Source organism: Staphylococcus sp. NWU MK-U1, from assembly GCF_033283505.1.
GTDB lineage: Bacteria > Bacillota > Bacilli > Staphylococcales > Staphylococcaceae > Staphylococcus > Staphylococcus haemolyticus.
Window position 1 is genome coordinate 232070 of sequence record NZ_JAVSMG010000002.1, and the last position, 17422, is coordinate 249491.

At 30.0% G+C, this 17422-nt stretch carries 20 protein-coding genes and 2 pseudogenes; 21 read left to right on the forward strand and 1 reads right to left on the reverse strand.

Annotated elements, in window-relative coordinates:
• The first annotated feature begins 4 nt into the window (after nt 1–4).
• From greA to holA, 21 genes and pseudogenes are all read left to right on the forward strand, one after another.
• Entirely contained in the window at nt 5–481 is a 477-nt protein-coding gene (gene greA / locus SBL16_RS04180) for a transcription elongation factor GreA (protein ID WP_037536682.1), read from the forward strand.
• 532 nt (nt 482–1013) lie between these two features.
• Nucleotides 1014–1742 carry a 5-oxoprolinase subunit PxpB gene (gene pxpB / locus SBL16_RS04185; RefSeq protein WP_107612577.1) on the forward strand — a complete coding sequence of 243 codons (729 nt, stop codon included), beginning with the start codon at nt 1014–1016 and terminating at the stop codon, nt 1740–1742.
• Complete coding sequence (locus SBL16_RS04190; RefSeq protein ID WP_037536677.1) at nt 1732–2736, forward strand: biotin-dependent carboxyltransferase family protein; 1005 nt, start codon at nt 1732–1734, stop codon at nt 2734–2736. The genes pxpB and SBL16_RS04190 overlap by 11 nt, the downstream gene beginning before the upstream one ends.
• A gap of 3 nt (nt 2737–2739) precedes the next feature.
• Nucleotides 2740–2851 (forward strand): annotated as a pseudogene (locus tag SBL16_RS12185) (acetyl-CoA carboxylase biotin carboxyl carrier protein subunit); the annotation flags it as partial.
• A gap of 107 nt (nt 2852–2958) precedes the next feature.
• A pseudogene (locus tag SBL16_RS12190) lies at nt 2959–3189 on the forward strand (acetyl-CoA carboxylase biotin carboxyl carrier protein); the annotation flags it as partial.
• Between the two features lie 13 nt (nt 3190–3202).
• On the forward strand, nt 3203–4564 hold the full coding sequence (locus SBL16_RS04200) for an acetyl/propionyl/methylcrotonyl-CoA carboxylase subunit alpha (protein ID WP_107612566.1): 1362 nt from the start codon (nt 3203–3205) through the stop codon (nt 4562–4564).
• A complete protein-coding gene (pxpA, locus tag SBL16_RS04205; RefSeq protein ID WP_107612564.1) occupies nt 4564–5316 on the forward strand; it encodes a 5-oxoprolinase subunit PxpA in 753 nt (250 codons plus the stop codon). Before SBL16_RS04200 ends, pxpA begins: the two co-directional genes overlap by 1 nt.
• 12 nt (nt 5317–5328) lie before the next feature.
• Nucleotides 5329–6585, forward strand: coding sequence for an NRAMP family divalent metal transporter (locus tag SBL16_RS04210; protein ID WP_037536669.1), 1257 nt, complete (start codon nt 5329–5331; stop codon nt 6583–6585).
• A 246-nt stretch (nt 6586–6831) separates the two neighbouring features.
• A complete protein-coding gene (locus tag SBL16_RS04215; RefSeq protein WP_107612561.1) occupies nt 6832–7518 on the forward strand; it encodes a 5'-methylthioadenosine/adenosylhomocysteine nucleosidase in 687 nt (228 codons plus the stop codon).
• Between the two features lie 23 nt (nt 7519–7541).
• A complete protein-coding gene (locus SBL16_RS04220) occupies nt 7542–8069 on the forward strand; it encodes a YqeG family HAD IIIA-type phosphatase (protein ID WP_107612559.1) in 528 nt (175 codons plus the stop codon).
• Nucleotides 8070–9170 (forward strand): ribosome biogenesis GTPase YqeH, encoded by a 1101-nt coding sequence (gene yqeH, locus SBL16_RS04225; RefSeq protein ID WP_037536663.1) that lies wholly within the window; start codon nt 8070–8072, stop codon nt 9168–9170.
• A gap of 12 nt (nt 9171–9182) precedes the next feature.
• Nucleotides 9183–9989: a shikimate dehydrogenase gene (gene aroE, locus SBL16_RS04230; protein WP_107612557.1), complete on the forward strand. Its 807-nt coding sequence runs from the start codon at nt 9183–9185 to the stop codon at nt 9987–9989.
• 1 nt (nt 9990) lies between these two features.
• A complete protein-coding gene (yhbY, locus tag SBL16_RS04235) occupies nt 9991–10281 on the forward strand; it encodes a ribosome assembly RNA-binding protein YhbY (RefSeq protein ID WP_037536659.1) in 291 nt (96 codons plus the stop codon).
• 3 nt (nt 10282–10284) lie between these two features.
• Entirely contained in the window at nt 10285–10860 is a 576-nt protein-coding gene (nadD, locus tag SBL16_RS04240) for a nicotinate (nicotinamide) nucleotide adenylyltransferase (RefSeq protein WP_317952877.1), read from the forward strand.
• Nucleotides 10850–11434: a bis(5'-nucleosyl)-tetraphosphatase (symmetrical) YqeK gene (yqeK, locus tag SBL16_RS04245; protein ID WP_317952879.1), complete on the forward strand. Its 585-nt coding sequence runs from the start codon at nt 10850–10852 to the stop codon at nt 11432–11434. The genes nadD and yqeK overlap by 11 nt, the downstream gene beginning before the upstream one ends.
• Entirely contained in the window at nt 11435–11788 is a 354-nt protein-coding gene (gene rsfS, locus SBL16_RS04250) for a ribosome silencing factor (RefSeq protein ID WP_317952881.1), read from the forward strand.
• Nucleotides 11789–12514, forward strand: coding sequence for a class I SAM-dependent DNA methyltransferase (locus SBL16_RS04255; RefSeq protein WP_107612553.1), 726 nt, complete (start codon nt 11789–11791; stop codon nt 12512–12514). It abuts the gene before it with no gap.
• Nucleotides 12515–12557: 43 nt separating this feature from the next.
• A complete protein-coding gene (locus SBL16_RS04260; protein ID WP_259342000.1) occupies nt 12558–13271 on the forward strand; it encodes a helix-hairpin-helix domain-containing protein in 714 nt (237 codons plus the stop codon).
• A 70-nt stretch (nt 13272–13341) separates the two neighbouring features.
• Complete coding sequence (locus tag SBL16_RS04265; protein WP_011275624.1) at nt 13342–13800, forward strand: ComE operon protein 2; 459 nt, start codon at nt 13342–13344, stop codon at nt 13798–13800.
• A 136-nt stretch (nt 13801–13936) separates the two neighbouring features.
• Nucleotides 13937–15985 (forward strand): DNA internalization-related competence protein ComEC/Rec2, encoded by a 2049-nt coding sequence (locus tag SBL16_RS04270; RefSeq protein ID WP_317952885.1) that lies wholly within the window; start codon nt 13937–13939, stop codon nt 15983–15985.
• Nucleotides 15986–16060: 75 nt separating this feature from the next.
• On the forward strand, nt 16061–17035 hold the full coding sequence (holA, locus tag SBL16_RS04275; protein WP_317952886.1) for a DNA polymerase III subunit delta: 975 nt from the start codon (nt 16061–16063) through the stop codon (nt 17033–17035).
• 118 nt (nt 17036–17153) lie between these two features.
• On the opposite strand, the gene rpsT is transcribed toward holA, so the two are convergent.
• Nucleotides 17154–17405: a 30S ribosomal protein S20 gene (gene rpsT / locus SBL16_RS04280; protein WP_011275628.1), complete on the reverse strand. Its 252-nt coding sequence runs from the start codon at nt 17403–17405 to the stop codon at nt 17154–17156.
• Between the last annotated feature and the right edge of the window lie 17 nt (nt 17406–17422).

A 17422-nucleotide genomic window follows, 5' to 3' on the forward strand; every position in this document is an offset into this window, starting at 1 on the left:
CATAATGGAAAATCAAAAACAATATCCAATGACTCAAGAGGGTTATGAACAATTAGAAAAAGAATTAGAAGAATTAAAAACAGTTAAACGTCCAGAAGTTGTTGAAAAAATCAAAGTAGCACGTTCATTTGGTGACCTATCTGAGAACTCAGAATATGATGCTGCTAAAGATGAGCAAGGTTTTATCGAACAAGATATTCAACGTATTGAACATATGCTTAGATATGCTCTAATCATTGAGGATACTGGTGATAACAACGTTGTACAAATTGGTAAAACTGTTACTTTCATTGAGTTACCTGGAGATGAAGAAGAAAGCTATCAAATCGTGGGCTCTGCAGAGTCAGATGCATTCAACGGTAAAATTTCAAATGAATCACCAATGGCTAAAGCTTTAATCGGTAAAAGTTTAAAAGATGAAGTTCGTGTGCCTCTACCAAATGGTGGAGAAATTAATGTTAAAATTGTAAATATTAAATAGATAGATTTTTTCTGAATAAAGTTTTACAAACTCTTTAAATATCTTACTATTTACATTAATAAAATGCATATTTATATTGGCTATGAAGAAATCAAGTATCAACGATTTCTTCATAGCTTTTTTAATAACCCAATAATGTTATTGTATTAATTTTAATTAAGTGATATTAAAAAAGTTAACAGCTAGAATATGATAATTTTAAGATAAAATTATATTTTATGTTACAAAAATTCATATATATTTTATCAAATTAATTTGAAAATCTGAACTTTTTCATGACAAAATTAGTTTTATATGCTTAAATAACAATGTAAATACAATTGAATCATTTGCGAATTACACTATAAAGTAAGCGATTACATTTCGTCTCGCTTTTTTTATTATTCATAATTTGAAATACTTATTAAACAACTAAGATATTATAATGTTATAATTTTTTTATACATATCAGTAAAATATGATTATTTAAAATATTGAATCATTTTTTAAGGCGCAAATATACTATTAATAAAATTAAAGGGGAGGCAATGGATTGAAAGTTAAAGTTATAAATGAGCAATCGCTATTGCTTTATTTCAAAGAAGAAATAAGTGAAGTTAATTATCAAGAGGTTGATTTAACTACACAACATATTCTGTCCAAAAATATTCCAGATATTAAAGATGTTATCCCATCATATCGAGCTATTATGATTAATTTTAATAATAATTCAATCGATTACAAACAATTGATTGAAAAATTAGAATTAGATAAGCTCAAAGTTTCAAAAGAGAATACAAACTCTGAAAAGAATGTTATACATATTCCTGTACTATATAACTTAGAAATGGGACCTGATTTAGAAGAGGTAGCTAGTTATAACAACTTATCTATAGAAGAAGTTGTTCAAATCCATACAACTAATGAATACCTTGTATATATGCTAGGTTTTATGCCTGGTTTCCCATTCTTAGGTGGGTTAGATGAACGTATTCAAACACCTAGAAGATCTGAACCAAGAGTTAAAATTAATGCTGGTTCAGTTGGAATAGCTAACAATCAAACAGGTCTATATCCTTCTGATTCACCTGGAGGATGGCAAATTATTGGAAGAACACCTTTAAAAGTCTTTGATCAATATTCTGAACCAATGACATTGTATGAAGCTGGTGATTATATTAAATTCTACTCGATAGATGAGAATACGTATAATCAAATTGAAAGTGAAATCAATGACGGAAGTTTTAATAAAGAAAAGTGGGTGACACGTAGTGGGCATTAAAATTTTGAAACCAGGTCTTTTCACTACCGTTCAAGATAAAGGACGTTTTGGATATCAACATTTAGGTTTCTCCGGGTCTGGTGCAATGGATCAATTTAGTTATAACTTAGGACGTAAACTAATCGGAAATAGCGGTCCTAGCCTAGAATTTACTATCATTGGACCAACATTGACTTTTACTCAAGCTAACACCTTTGTAATAACAGGTGGTCAATTTAATGCTAAATTAAATAATATTAATATTTCCAATAATAATGTCTTATTAGCAAATAAAGGCGATGTACTTGAATTTGGTCCAGCAATAAAGGGTGCACGTGGTTATATTTTCTTTGGTCATCCCCTTGATATTGAGATGGTTGCTGGTAGTTACTCTACACATACAAGAAGTAAAATAGGTGGTTTTGACGGTAGAGCTTTGAAAAAAGACGATCATATTAAGGTTGTGCAAAATAGCAACTTTAAGGTTAATCTTGGAAAATCAAGCGACTATGATGCAATAGAACAAGACAATATTATTCATATTATAGAAGGTCCTCAAGTAAATGCTTTCTCACGTGAAAAAAGAAAGACCTTAGTTGAATCGGAATATAAAATATCTGACCAATCAGACCGAATGGGGTATAGACTTATCGGTGACAACATTCCACCAGATAATGGAGCTGATATCATATCAGAACCTGTAGGGTTGGGTAGTATCCAAGTTCCAAATGATGGCAATCCGATAATACTTTTGAATGATAAACAAACAGTTGGTGGTTATACAAAAATTGCTACAGTTAGTCAATTAGACCTTAAAAAACTAGCTCAATTTAAGCCAGGTGATGTGATACAGTTTAAATGGATATCTGTGGATGAAGCGAATGCTATGTTAAAAAACTTTAATCAACAATTTGAAGAGAAATTAGAATCAGTGACAAAGGCTCCAATATTTAATATGCATTCAATGCGAGCAACATCAAAAAAATTAGCAAAATTAATTGAAGAGGAGAAATAATAGATGAATATAAAAAAAATAGAAGAAGTTATTAACTTAGTTAAATCAAATGGTGTTAAACGCTTTAAATTTAAGGATAATAAAAGCGAATTAGAATTAGATTTCACTGAGGGTTATCAATCATCTAATGTGTCTTCAAACCAAAACTTAGTAAGTACAAACACTGTAAATGATGAAAATCCACAACAAGTTCAAACGAATACAAGTGAAGAAACTTCTAAAGAAATCTCTTCTCCAATGGTGGGTACTTTCTTCTTACAATATAGTAAAGAGTTAACTGATCCACAAATTAAAGTTGGAGATAAAATTAAAGTTGGTGACATTATTGGTTATGTAGAAGCGATGAAAGTTATGAATGAAATAACTAGCGATGTAGATGGAGAAGTTGTTGAAATAGTAGCAGATCATGGTACAAACGTTGAATATGATCAAGTACTAGTAAAAGTTAAATAAGGGGGACAGCTAAATGTATCGTTGTTTAGTAGCAAATAGAGGAGAAATTGCGGTCCGTATTATTAGAGCCTGCCGTGAAATGGGAATCGAGACCGTTGCGATATATGCTAAAGGAGATGAGCAAAGTTTACATGTTAGTTTAGCTGATCAATCAGTTTGTATTGGTGAAGCAAATCCTTTAGATAGTTATTTAAATATTGAGCGAATTATTGGAGCAGCAGAAATTACAGGTGCTAATGCAATCCATCCAGGATATGGTTTTTTATCTGAAAGTACAACCTTTGCTGAAAAAGTAGAAGAAAATAATATTCAATTCATTGGGCCAAGTAAGAATACAATGGAACTCATGGGTGATAAAATAACTGCTCGACAAACTGTAGATGATGCAGGTGTTCCTGTAATTCCAGGATCTAAAGGTGCAGTTAATTCAGTTGATGAAATAAAGGAACTAGCTGAAGAAATTGGCTATCCTGTTGTTTTAAAAGCAGCAAGTGGTGGTGGCGGAAAAGGCATCCGTATAGTAAAAGAGCCAGAACAACTTGAAAAATCCCTTAAAGAAGCGAAAAGCGAAGGACAAAAATACTTTAACGATGACAGAGTTTATGTTGAAGCATTTATACCTGTGGCGAAACACGTGGAAGTACAAATTATTGGTGATGGTAAAGGTAATTATGTACATTTAGGCGAAAGAGATTGTTCGGTTCAACGTAAAAACCAAAAATTAATAGAAGAATCTCCTTGTGCCGCTTTAACTGAAGAGAGACGCCAACAGATATGCGCAGATGCAGTTGCAGTCGCAAAAGCATCAAATTATCGAAGTGCAGGTACAATTGAATTTTTAGTAACTAAGGATGCTCACTACTTTATTGAAATGAACGCACGTATTCAAGTAGAACATACTGTTACAGAGATGCGCGCTGATAGAGATTTATTACAAGCCCAATTATACTTAATGCAACATGATAAATTACCATTTTCTCAAGATGATATTGTGTTTAATGGACATGTAATTGAAGCGCGTATCAATGCTGAAAATCCAGAAAAGAAATTTCAACCTACCCCTGGTAAAGTTAAAAAGTTACATTTACCTCAAGGTTTCAACATACGTGTCGATTCTCTGTTGTATCCTGGGTATCAAGTATCACCGTATTATGATTCGCTAGTTGCTAAAATTATAGTAAAAGATACTGATCGTAAAACAGCTATAAGCAAATTAAAAGTAGCACTTGATGAAATGGTTATAGAAGGATTTACAACAACTGCAGACTTTTTATATGCAGTTTTAAGTTACCCACTTTATGCAGATGATGACGCAAGTGAAGTAGATATTAAATTCCTTGAAAAACATCAAATAATCGAAGGAGTGGAGTTATAATGCGCATAGACTTAAATTGTGACTTAGGTGAAGCGTTTGGAAATTACTCATTCGGTGGAGATAATCAAATCATTCCATTAATTACATCAGCTAATATTGCTTGTGGCTTCCATGCTGGCGATGAAAATGTCATGTATGACACAATTAAACTTGCCAAAGATAATGGAGTAGGTATTGGAGCTCATCCTGGATTACCAGATTTAAAAGGATTTGGTCGTCGCAATATGGATATTACACCAAAAGAAATCTATAATTTAGTTGTTTATCAACTTGGTGCGTTAGATGGATTTTGTAAGGTACATCAAACACGAATTAATCATGTTAAACCTCACGGTGCACTTTACAATATGGGTGCTAAAGATAAAAACATTGCACATGCAATTGCTCAAGCTGTATATGATTTTGATTCTTCACTAATCTTAGTAGGGTTATCAAATACATTATTAATAACTGAAGCTGAATCATTAGGATTACGTACTGCATCTGAAGTGTTTGCTGACAGACGATATGAAGACAATGGTCAACTCGTTAGTCGTAAAGAGGCAGATGCTGTAATCACTAATACTCAAGAAGCCTTAGATCAAGTTTTAAAAATGGTAATTGAAAATAAAGTTGTTAGTAAAAACGGAAAAGAAATTGATTTAAAAGCTGATACGATTTGTGTGCATGGAGATGGGGCTCATGCACTAGAATTTGTATCACAAATTAGAGAAAAATTAACGAAAGAAGGCATTGATATTCAATCCTTATAAGGGGGAGCTATTATGGGAGAAAACTTAAACCAAAATCCAAATCAAGAAATTAATCCAAATGAAAAGGAATTTAAATTCACAAAAAATCACAGACGATTACTATACGGTTCTGTATTCTTAATGGCAACTTCAGCCATTGGACCAGCTTTTCTAACTCAAACCGCTGTATTCACTGCAGAATTTTACGCTAGTTTCGCATTCGCAATATTAATTTCCATTATAATTGATATTGGAGCACAAATTAATATTTGGCGTGTGCTTGTAGTAACTGGACTTCGTGGACAAGAAGTATCTAATAAAGTTATGCCAGGTCTTGGTACTTTAATTTCCATACTAATTGCATTTGGAGGACTGGCATTTAATATTGGTAATATTGCCGGTGCTGGCCTAGGGTTAAATGCTATGTTTGGATTAGATATTAAATGGGGTGCTGCAATTACAGCTATCTTCTCAATATTAATCTTTGTAAGTAAAAGTGGACAAAAAATCATGGATGTTGTATCGATGATTTTAGGTGTTGTTATGATACTAGTAGTTGCATATGTTATGGTTGTTTCAAATCCACCATATGGAGATGCTTTAGTTCACACATTTGCTCCTGAACATCCGGTTAAATTAATTTTACCAATTATTACACTAGTCGGAGGAACAGTGGGTGGATATATTACATTTGCTGGTGCACACAGACTTTTAGATTCTGGAATGAAAGGGAAAGAATTCTTACCATTTGTAAACCGTTCTGCTATTGCTGGTATATTAACAACTGGTATTATGAGAACGTTATTATTCCTTGCAGTATTAGGAGTTGTGGTTACTGGAGTAACATTAAGCGCTGATAACCCACCTGCATCTGTATTTGAACATGCAATAGGACCTATTGGTAAAAATATTTTCGGTGTAGTTATTTTTGCTGCTGCTATGTCATCTGTTATAGGATCAGCATATACAAGTGCTACATTCTTGAAAACATTACATAAATCATTATTGACTAAAAATAATCTTATTGTAATTATCTTTATTGTTGTTTCAACTTTAATTTTCTTATTTATTGGTAAACCTATTAGTTTACTTATTATTGCTGGTGCAATAAATGGTTGGATTTTACCTATTACACTTGGAGCTATTTTAATTGCAAGTCGTAAAAAATCTATAGTCGGAGATTACAAACACCCTACATGGATGCTTATTTTCGGTATAGTAGCAGTGATTGTAACAATTGTAACTGGTATTTTCTCACTACAAGATTTGGCTACGCTTTGGAAAGGCTAAAATTTCATTATTGAGACACACTCATAAAGCGCTTATATAATTCTTAAAGACCATTTCTATTAAAGTTTAATAGAAATGGTCTTTTTTTTACAAATTTATATTAATTTACTGCATTAATTTCACGACCTCAAAAGCTTTTATATTAGAAGAATTTATTTTTTTAATTAAAGAGTAAATAACATTGTCGTGATGAATAAAAATATATGATAAAATAGCAATTGCTAAGATAAAGACTGAGGTGTTAATATGATTGGAATTATAGGAGCTATGGAAGAAGAAGTAGCTATACTAAAAGACAAATTAACAGATATGAATGAAATTTCTGTTGCACATGTAAAGTTTTATAGAGGGAAATTAAATTCAAAAGAAGTAGTGTTAACTCAGAGTGGTATTGGCAAAGTAAATGCTGCTATTTCAACTACGTTATTAATTGAAAAATTTAATCCAAACCTAATCATCAACACTGGATCTGCTGGTGCATTAGATGAGAGTTTATCTGTTGGAGATATGTTAATTAGTAATGATGTTGTTTATCATGATGTTGATGCAACAGCATTTGGCTATAAACTGGGTCAAATACCTCAAATGCCATTAGAATTTAAGTCAGATCAAGAACTACTTAAATCGGTAGAAACAGTAATTAATAAAAAAAATTATAATGCTAAAATTGGCCAAATTGTTAGTGGTGATAGCTTTATTGGTAGTGTAGAGCAGCGATTAACAATTAAACGACAGTTTCCTGAGGCTATGGCTGTTGAAATGGAGGCAACTGCAATTGCACAAACTTGCTATCAATTTAATGTTCCTTTTATAGTTACACGTGCAGTCTCAGATTTAGCTAATGGTAAAGCAGACATATCTTTTGAAGAGTTTCTTGGCGAAGCCGCAAAATCTTCAAGTTCAATTGTTGAAGCATTAATCAAAGTTTTATAAATAATAATAAAGGTGATAAATAAATGGGACTAATAAAAAAATATTTTATGCCAAACGACTACGTTAAGTCTGTATTTCAAATCGACATTGAAAAGTTAGCTGAGGCTGGTTTTAAAGGTATTATCACAGATTTAGATAATACCTTAGTGGGTTGGGATGTTAAATCTCCAACTATAGAGATACAACAATGGTTTAAAAGAGCATATGAGTTAGGTATCACAATTACAATTGTATCTAACAACAATGAAGATAGAGTGTCTAGTTTTTCTAAAGATCTAGATGTGGATTTTATTTTCAAAGCAAGAAAACCTATGGGCAAAGCATTTAAAAAAGCTATTAAACATATGAATATTAAACCTGAAGAAACGATTGTCATTGGAGACCAAATGTTAACTGATGTATTTGGAGGCAATCGAAATGGTTTATATACAATTATGGTGGTTCCTGTTAAACGTACAGATGGTTTTATTACAAAGTTCAACCGTATTATTGAACGTCGCTTATTAAATTACTTTAAAAATAAAGGCTATATTACATGGGAGGAAAATTGATTGGATGACACATTAAAATGTATTGGTTGTGGTGCGCCACTTCAGTCCGAAGATAAAAGTGCACCTGGGTATGTCCCTGAACATAACCTTTTTAGAGAAGATGTTATTTGCCAACGTTGTTTTAGACTAAAAAATTACAATGAAATTCAAGATGTTGGAATGGATAGTGAAGATTTTTTAAATTTATTAAATGAACTGTCTGACCGAAATGGCATTATTGTTAATGTAGTTGACATATTTGACTTTGAAGGATCATTTATTAATGCTTTAAAACGAATAGTTGGGAACAAGAAGATTATTTTAGCAGCTAATAAACTAGATCTTCTACCAAAACAGATTAATAAACGACGAGTAAAAGAATGGCTTAAGAAAACTGCTAGAAAATATGGCTTAGATGCTGACGATGTTATACTAATATCTGCTCAAAAAGGTTGGGGAATCGATGATCTTCTAGCATCAATTGACCAAAATCGAAATAAACAAGATGTTTATATAGTCGGCACAACGAACGTAGGTAAATCTACACTTATAAATAAATTAATTGAACAGAGTGTAGGAGAGAAAGATGTAGTTACTACATCAAGATTTCCTGGTACTACATTAGACTTAATTGACATACCTTTAGATGAAAAAACGTTTATGTATGATACTCCTGGTATTATTCAATCTCATCAAATGACTCACTATGTTTCTGAAAAAGAGCTAAAAACAATCGTACCTAAAAATGAAATTAAGCAAAGAGTTTTCCAACTTAATGAAGGACAAACGTTATTCTTTGGTGGGTTATCTAGAATAGATTATGTCTCAGGTGGAAAAAGACCGCTAGTTTGTTATTTTTCAAATGATTTAAATATTCACCGTACCAAAACAGAAAAAGCTAATGATTTATGGCGAAATCAAATTGGAAATGTTTTAACACCACCAAATAATCCAGAACAATTTGATATGAGTGATACTAAAGCTGTTAGACTAGAGACTGGAAAAGAGAAGAAAGACATAATGATTTCCGGTCTAGGGTTTATAACAATTGAATCAGGTGCAAAAGTTATTGTACGTGTACCAAAAAATGTTGATGTAATCTTAAGAAATTCAATAATGTAAGGTGGATTATTTATGAATTATGCAGTGATAGGCGATCCAATTTCTCACTCTTTATCTCCAATAATGCATAATGCAAACTTTAAATCATTAGATATGCAAGATTCTTATGAAGCTTTGCATGTACGTAAAGAAGACTTCCATAATATACGTAATATTATAGAAGATAAGCATATTGTTGGATTTAATGTAACAATTCCTCATAAAGAGAGTATTATTCAGTATCTTGATGAAATTGATGATCAATCAAAAGCAGTAGGAGCTGTTAATACTGTAAAAATTGTTGATAATAAATGGATTGGTTATAACACAGATGGAATTGGCTATGTTTCAGGTCTCAAACAAATATATCCTGATTTAGCTAATGCTTATATTCTTATTCTAGGTGCTGGTGGCGCAAGTAAAGGAATTGCTAATGAACTTAATAAGATTGTTCAACCTAAATTAACAATCGCAAACAGAACGATGAGTAGATTTGAATCATGGGATATGAATATTAATGCTATTTCATTAGACCAAGCTGAAAAATATTTAGATGAATTTGATATTATCATCAACACAACATCAGCAGGACTAGATAATAACGACGACACTGTTATAAAATTAGACAATCTATCATCTAGCACACTAGTCAGTGATATTATTTATATTCCATATAATACTAAGTTATTAAAGGAAGCTGAACTTAAAGGTAACGTGATTCATAATGGTTTAGATATGTTTATAAATCAGGGCGCTGAAAGTTTTAAAATATGGACGGGAAAACAACCAAACTTAAAAGAAATGAAAAATACAGTATTAAGTAAATTACAAGGAGTTTAATATGTTAACAGGAAAACAAAAAAGATATTTAAGAAGTTTAGCTCACAATTTAGATCCTATTTTTCAAATTGGTAAATCAGGTATTAATGAAAATATGATTGCTCAAATCGATGATACACTTGAAAATAGAGAATTAATTAAAATACACGTGTTACAAAATAATTTTGATGATAAAAATGAATTAGCGGTAGCGTTAAGCAATGCAACTAAAAGTGAAATTGTACAGGTGATTGGATCTATGATCGTAATATATAGAGAATCAGTTGATAATAAAGAAATTACATTACCATAAGTTATGAATAAAAAAACAATAGTTCTCTATGGGGGTCAATTCAATCCAATACACACTGCACACATGTTAGTTGCTAATGAAATTTATCATCAACTTCAACCAGATAAATTTTATTTCCTACCAAGTTTTATGGCACCTTTAAAAACTCACGATGAATATTTAGATGCTAAATATCGTATCAAAATGATAAATTTAGCAATTAATGAATTAGGTTTTGGTGAAATTTGTGACATCGAACTTAACAGGAGAGGCCAAAGCTATACTTATGATACGATAAAAGATTTCGCAAAAAATGAAAAAAATGCTAAGATTTATTTCATTATCGGAACTGATCAGTATAAGCAACTAGATAAATGGTATGAAATTGATAAATTAAAAAAACTAATCACGTTTGTAGTTGTTAACAGAGATGTTAACTATCAAGAAATAGAAGATTCAATGATGGCAATTCAAATACCGAGAATGGATATTAGCTCTTCATTAATTCGAAATCGTATAAAAAATAAACAACCAATAAATATCTTGGTTCCTCCTAGTATTCACGACTATATAAGAGAGGAAGGATTTTATGAAAATTGATAAAGCTATTGAACTTATTAAAGATAAACTACCTGAAAAACGATTCAAACATTCGTTAAGAGTAGCTGAAACTGCTGTAAAATTAGCAGAAATTTATGATGGTGATAAAGATAAAGCTAACTTAGCTGGTGTATTACATGATTATTGCAAATACGATGATTTAAGTACTATGTATCAAATTGTTAGACAGCATGATTTAGATAGTGAATTATTAAGTTATGGTGGGGAAATCTTACACGGACCTGTCTGCGCCGCTATAATGCGCTCGGAATTTGGAGTCGAAGATGAAGAAGTCTTACTAGCAATTAAGAATCATACAACTGGACGTAAAGAAATGAATAAAACTGAAAAACTTGTATTCATTGCTGATTATATTGAGCCAGGGAGAAAAACCCCAGGAGTTGAAGAAATAAGAGATATGGCATACAATCAAGGTAGCTTAGATAAAACGATTTATGAAATTTCTAAGCGAACGGTACTTTTCTTAATCAGTAAGGATATTACAGTTTATGGCACAACGATTTCATGTTTAAACTATTATAATTATAGTGATCAAAGAATAAAGGATGATTAAATGAATTCAGAAGAATTATTAAATATTGCTGTCGATGCGACAGAAAACAAAAAAGCAGAAGATATTGTTTCTCTAAATATGAAAGGCATCAGTGATATGACCGATTATTTTGTGGTTTGTCACGGTAATAATGAACGTCAAGTTCAATCAATTGCTAGAGCAGTTAAAGAAGCTGCACATGAACAAGCTATTGATGTTAAACGTATGGAAGGGTATCAAAGTGCCAGATGGGTTTTAATTGATTTGGCAGATGTAGTTATTCATGTCTTCCATAAAGACGAACGCAATTATTATAATATTGAGAAGCTATATCAAGATGCACCAATAGAATCATATAGTCAGGTTGCTTATTAAATGTCCCAATATGTTGAAATGAGTCAAGTATATGATCAACTTACACAAGACCAACCTTATGATAAATGGTTTGAGATAGTACAACATTATTCTCAAAATTTCAATCATAAGCCTAATATTCTTGACCTTGGTTGTGGGACAGGCAGTTTAACTGCTCAACTTAGTACTATTGGTTCGGTTACAGGAATGGATTTAAGTACTGATATGCTAGCCATTGCTGCAAACAAATCTAATCAAGTATCATGGTTAGAGGGAGATATGACCGATTTTTCATTTAATAATGAATTTGATGTAATAACAATATTTTGTGATTCACTGAATTATTTACCTGATATAGAAGATGTAAATAAAACATTTATAAATGTTTTCAATCATTTATCAGAAAATGGCGTTTTTATATTTGATGTTCACACTATTTATAAGATGAGTACGTTGTTTCATAATCAATGTTATATTGATGAAAATGAGTCAACCTTTTTAGCATGGGAAGCCATTGAAGGTGATGAACCTTTTAGTGTTTATCACGAAATGAGTTTCTTTATAGAGGACAATAATGGTACTTATCAACGATTTAATGAATCTCACTATCAAAGAACCTTTGAAAAAGAAACTTATATAAACATGTTAAATCAAATAGGTTTTAAAAACATCGAAACATTTATTGACTTTAACCGAAATAATCACGATGATCATGGTGAGCGCCTGTTCTTCGTAGCTTCTAAATAAATAAAGTAAACTCATCTCCTTAAACGTTTATACATATAAGGAGATGAGTTTTTTGTTTAAAGATAAAAAAGAATTATTATATGTTATTAAGCAATGGAAATTTCAATTAAGTATCACTTTATTAGTGATTATATCTATAGCTTTATTTCTAATTTATTCGAAATCAGATGAAGACACAAATGATACTAAACCTATTGTTACATCTCATGTAAACTCTAATCAAAAAGGAAAAAATCATGATGTGTTGAAAAATGATGATAAAAATAATAAGAAGATAGAATCAAATACAATTCAAAATGGAGACGAAATAGTTTTTGTAGATATTAAAGGTGCAGTAGAACACCCAAATGTTTATAAAATGAAAAGTTCAGATCGAATAAAAGATGTGTTAGATAAAGCTAAATTACTTACTAATGCGGATTTAAGTCAGGTCAATTTATCTGAAAAGTTAACAGATCAAAAAATGATATATATTCCCTCTACTAATGAAAATAAAAATCGCATAACCCAAAATGACGATAATAATAAAAGTGGCCATAGTAAATCTTTAAATTCATCATCAACTAATAAGGTGAATATAAATACTGCAAGCGAAGCAGAATTATTAAAAATCCCGGGTGTTGGTCCTACTAAAGTAAGAGAAATTATTGATTACAGACAAAAAAATAATACGTTTAATTCAATAGAAGATTTGAAAAATATTAAAGGTATTGGTGATAAAACTTTTGAAAGAATTAAGGAATATATAACAACTTAATATTGATTATTGGCTTCTAATTAAGGATACTTTATAATATTTATAACAATTACGTATTGGAGTGAAGAAAATGGAAAGATTGAAATGGGATGAATACTTTATGGCACAAAGTCATCTATTAGCTTTGCGCTCAACTTGTCAAAGATTGTCAGTAGGGGCAACAATCGTCAAAGACAATAGAATTATTGCTGGAGGTTATAATGGGTCAGTAGCTGGAGAAGTTCATTGTATTGATGAAGGATGTTTAATTGAAGATGGCCACTGTATTAGAACCATTCACGCCGAAATGAATGCTTTATTACAATGTGCTAAACAAGGTGTATCGACTGATGGAGCTACTATATACGTTACTCATTTCCCATGCCTTAATTGCACAAAATCTATTATTCAGGCTGGTATTAAACAAATATACTATGCTGAAGACTATCACAATCATAAATACGCACTAGAACTTTTAGATCAAGCGGGTATTGATTATAAAAAAATACCATTTTCAGCACAAAATGTAGCTCGATATTTGACTAACTAAATATATGATATTTTATGCATTATCTTTTCTATCAGGTATTTTATGGATACATATAAAATGGGTTTCCTTTCTTATTAATCTATTGTTAATTATTATCTCGCTACAAAAGAGATTAAAGTTACTACATATTTTCATTTTGATTATTTGTTTATTTTCCGGCTTAACTTTAGAACACTTTCACAATGAATATAATTTAAATAAAGATGAATTTCTTAAGTCAAATTCTAATATATCTACCGAAGTTCAATTTGGTTCCAAGATAGAGAAACAAGATAGACAACTAAAAGGTATATTTGAACTTAGGCATCAACCTTTTGTGTATTACCTTTATTCTAATAATCTAAAAGAAAAGGATCTAGAAAATAAATCTTGTGTTATTAAAGGCAAGGTAATTAGTGTTTTAAATCATACTCCTTATGTCTCTATAAGTAATATAGACTTAAATTCATGTCATATTACTAAAAGTAAAAATATAATTGAAAAACAAAGAGACTTTATTATTAAAAAATTAAACAATTCAAGTTTATCTCATCCTGAATATGTTATCGCTTTAGTAACTGGAGATGTAAATGGAATCAATACTGATTTCATTGATAAAGTAAAAGATATCGGTATCTACCATTTATTAGCCGTTAGCGGATCACATATTGCAACAATTTCATTTCTCATTTATCAACCACTTGTAAGATTAAACATTCCTAAAGTAATTATTAACGGTTTAATCATCTTATTTTTATCAATATTTGCATATTATACTGGATTTGCACCAAGTGCACTAAGAGCAATTTTAGCAACAACTACTGTCATACTTATTTCAAATAAAACAAAAATAGCTTCTATTGATATACTAGGTCTCATATTTTTAGTTATGATTATTTTCAAGCCTGATTATCTATATGACATTGGTTTCCAATTTTCATTTATAATCTCATTTTTTATTATTATTTCATTTCCTCTTATTAAAAAATTAACTTTCTTTAAAAATATTTTCGTACTTACATTTATCGCACAACTCTCTTCAACTATAATTTCAATCTATCATTTTAACCAAATTCAATGGATAGGGTTACTATCCAATCTCATTTTTGATCCATTTTATAGTTTTATCATTTTTCCATTAGCCATATTTTTATTCTTTGCTTATCATTTTGTAAGTGATATGACATTGATAAATTTAGTTTTTGACAAAACATATATAGTTCATAACAAACTTTTGGATTTATTTTTAACTTTTAAATATTATCAAATTTTTATAGCACCTAAATCTACAGTAGAATTTTCTATTTTCGTATTATTGATAGTACTCATTTATATCTCTTTCTGTTATAAAAAATTGAAAATTCTGTTTTTATTAATTATCGTGTTTATAGTTTTATGTGTTTTTAACGTTCGACCAAATGTTAGCACGATAACCTTCTTTGATGTTGGTCAAGGGGATAGTCTTATCTTTCAAACAAGGAAACAAGAAACTATCATGGTTGATACCGGTGGTAAAGAGGTTAAAATAGGTAATATTGATAATCATAATATTGCTAAGTATCATATTATACCAACATTAAAGAAAAAAAGAATTACAAAAATTGATCATCTAATTATTACTCATCCGCATGCCGATCACATTGGTGAATTACCATATATCGCCCAACACATTAGAATCAAAAAGTTATATATTAACTTATATAGCTATTCTGAAATAGAATTAATAAAAATAAAACGTTTATGTAAGATTAATAATATTGAATTAGTAGATGCTACAACGATACAATTTATTCAACTAAATAATTCTAAAATTTCATTTTTACATGGAGATATTCCCAACAGTAATGATAAAAATGAACATAGCATCATTTTACTTATTCAATATCAAAGATACAAAATGCTTTTAATGGGAGATGCAACAAAAAATAATGAATCAAAATTAATGAAATTATATCAATTACCAAAAATTGATATACTGAAAGTTGGTCATCATGGAAGTAAGACTAGCAGTTCTGAATCATTTATTAACTTAACAAAGCCAACAATAAGTATCATTTCAAGTGGTAAAAACAATAAATATCACTTACCTAATCAAGAAACGTTACAAACGCTAAGATCTACAAATAGTTCAATCTTAAACACACAAGATGTTGGAGAAATAACGATAGACTTAGACCATGCTTTAGATATAAAATTTAAAAATTAGTTATTTAGCTAGAGCGGCTTTAAACAGACGTGGTATAATTAGAAATGTTTGATATTTGAAAGGGAGTTCACAATTATGGCAAATAACATTACGGCAATATATGGTGAAGTGCCTGAATTAGTTGAAAAGAAAAGTAATGAACTGACAAATTCATTTTTAAATGAAGATAAAGATGATTTTAACTATATTAAATATAATCTTTATGAAACTGATATGTCTACAGTTATTGAAGAAGCTTTAACTATGCCTTTTATATCTGAGAAGAAAGTCATAGTTGTTAAAAATGCATTCATGTTTACTGGTGAAAAAGTTAACAAAGATATTACACCAAATAATGAACAAGTTATTGAATTCTTAGAAAAGTACGATGGTGAAAACTTAGTCATTTTTGAAATATATAGCAATAAATTAGATGAGAGAAAGAAATTAACTAAAACATTAAAGAAAACTAGTAAACTTTCAAAAGTAGAACAAATGTCAGAACAAGAAATTAAATCATGCATACAAAATCAGTTACACGAGAATTACAAAGATATAAAACAAGATGCATTAAATCTGTTTATAGAATTAACTGGTGTTAACTTTAATATCGTTTCTCAAGAATTAGACAAAATTTCTTTATTCCTAGGTGATAGAACCACTATTACTAAAAATGATGTTAGTTTAATAATAAATAGAAGTTTAGAGCAAAATGTTTTTCTTTTAACAGAATTCATTCAAAAGAACCAGAAAGATAAGGCTATACAATTAGTAAAAGATTTAATAATTATGAAAGAAGAACCTATAAAATTACTGGCGCTTATTACAAGTAATTATAGATTATATTATCAATGTAAAATTCTTGCTCAAAAGGGCTATAGTATCCAGCAAATTGCTAAGACCATAAATGTTCACCCTTATAGAGTTAAACTAGCATTAAATCAAGTACGTCATTACGAGTTAGGTCAACTACTAAATATTATTAATAACTGTGCCGAAACAGATTATAAACTAAAATCTTCATATATGGACAAACATTTAATTCTTGAATTATTTATTTTATCACTTTAAATATTAATCAGATTCAAATATTTAAATTAAATCAGTGATAAACACATAATTAATATTATATGGGAATTTGTCTAACAATAAAAAAAGCACGGAACATTGTTCCGCGCTTTTTAACAAATTATTTACTTGAAGACATTAATTGTGATTTAATGCGATCAGCTTTATTTGAATGAATTAAGTTACTTTGTGAAGCTTTATCAACTGATTTGATAGCGAAGTTAACTAATTCAGCTTTGTTATCAGCATTATTGTTGATTGCTGTTTTAGCATTTTTCACAGCAGTACGCATAGCGTTTTTTTGTGAAATATTACGAGCTTCAGCGTTTTCAGTTGTTCTAACACGTTTAATAGCAGATTTAATATTTGGCATTACTGTCACCTCCTAAA

Excerpts from the sequence above, each read along its gene's own strand:
- greA (WP_037536682.1), top strand. The coding sequence starts at position 5 with ATGGAAAATCAAAAACAATATCCAATGACTCAAGAGGGTTATGAACAA.
- SBL16_RS04200 (WP_107612566.1), top strand. The coding sequence starts at position 3,203 with ATGTATCGTTGTTTAGTAGCAAATAGAGGAGAAATTGCGGTCCGTATT.
- pxpA (WP_107612564.1), top strand. The coding sequence starts at position 4,564 with ATGCGCATAGACTTAAATTGTGACTTAGGTGAAGCGTTTGGAAATTAC.
- SBL16_RS04210 (WP_037536669.1), top strand. The coding sequence starts at position 5,329 with ATGGGAGAAAACTTAAACCAAAATCCAAATCAAGAAATTAATCCAAAT.
- SBL16_RS04215 (WP_107612561.1), top strand. The coding sequence starts at position 6,832 with ATGATTGGAATTATAGGAGCTATGGAAGAAGAAGTAGCTATACTAAAA.
- SBL16_RS04220 (WP_107612559.1), top strand. The coding sequence starts at position 7,542 with ATGGGACTAATAAAAAAATATTTTATGCCAAACGACTACGTTAAGTCT.
- aroE (WP_107612557.1), top strand. The coding sequence starts at position 9,183 with ATGAATTATGCAGTGATAGGCGATCCAATTTCTCACTCTTTATCTCCA.
- yhbY (WP_037536659.1), top strand. The coding sequence starts at position 9,991 with ATGTTAACAGGAAAACAAAAAAGATATTTAAGAAGTTTAGCTCACAAT.
- nadD (WP_317952877.1), top strand. The coding sequence starts at position 10,285 with ATGAATAAAAAAACAATAGTTCTCTATGGGGGTCAATTCAATCCAATA.
- yqeK (WP_317952879.1), top strand. The coding sequence starts at position 10,850 with ATGAAAATTGATAAAGCTATTGAACTTATTAAAGATAAACTACCTGAA.
- rsfS (WP_317952881.1), top strand. The coding sequence starts at position 11,435 with ATGAATTCAGAAGAATTATTAAATATTGCTGTCGATGCGACAGAAAAC.
- SBL16_RS04255 (WP_107612553.1), top strand. The coding sequence starts at position 11,789 with ATGTCCCAATATGTTGAAATGAGTCAAGTATATGATCAACTTACACAA.
- SBL16_RS04260 (WP_259342000.1), top strand. The coding sequence starts at position 12,558 with ATGAGTTTTTTGTTTAAAGATAAAAAAGAATTATTATATGTTATTAAG.
- SBL16_RS04265 (WP_011275624.1), top strand. The coding sequence starts at position 13,342 with ATGGAAAGATTGAAATGGGATGAATACTTTATGGCACAAAGTCATCTA.
- holA (WP_317952886.1), top strand. The coding sequence starts at position 16,061 with ATGGCAAATAACATTACGGCAATATATGGTGAAGTGCCTGAATTAGTT.
- rpsT (WP_011275628.1), bottom strand. The coding sequence starts at position 17,405 with ATGCCAAATATTAAATCTGCTATTAAACGTGTTAGAACAACTGAAAAC.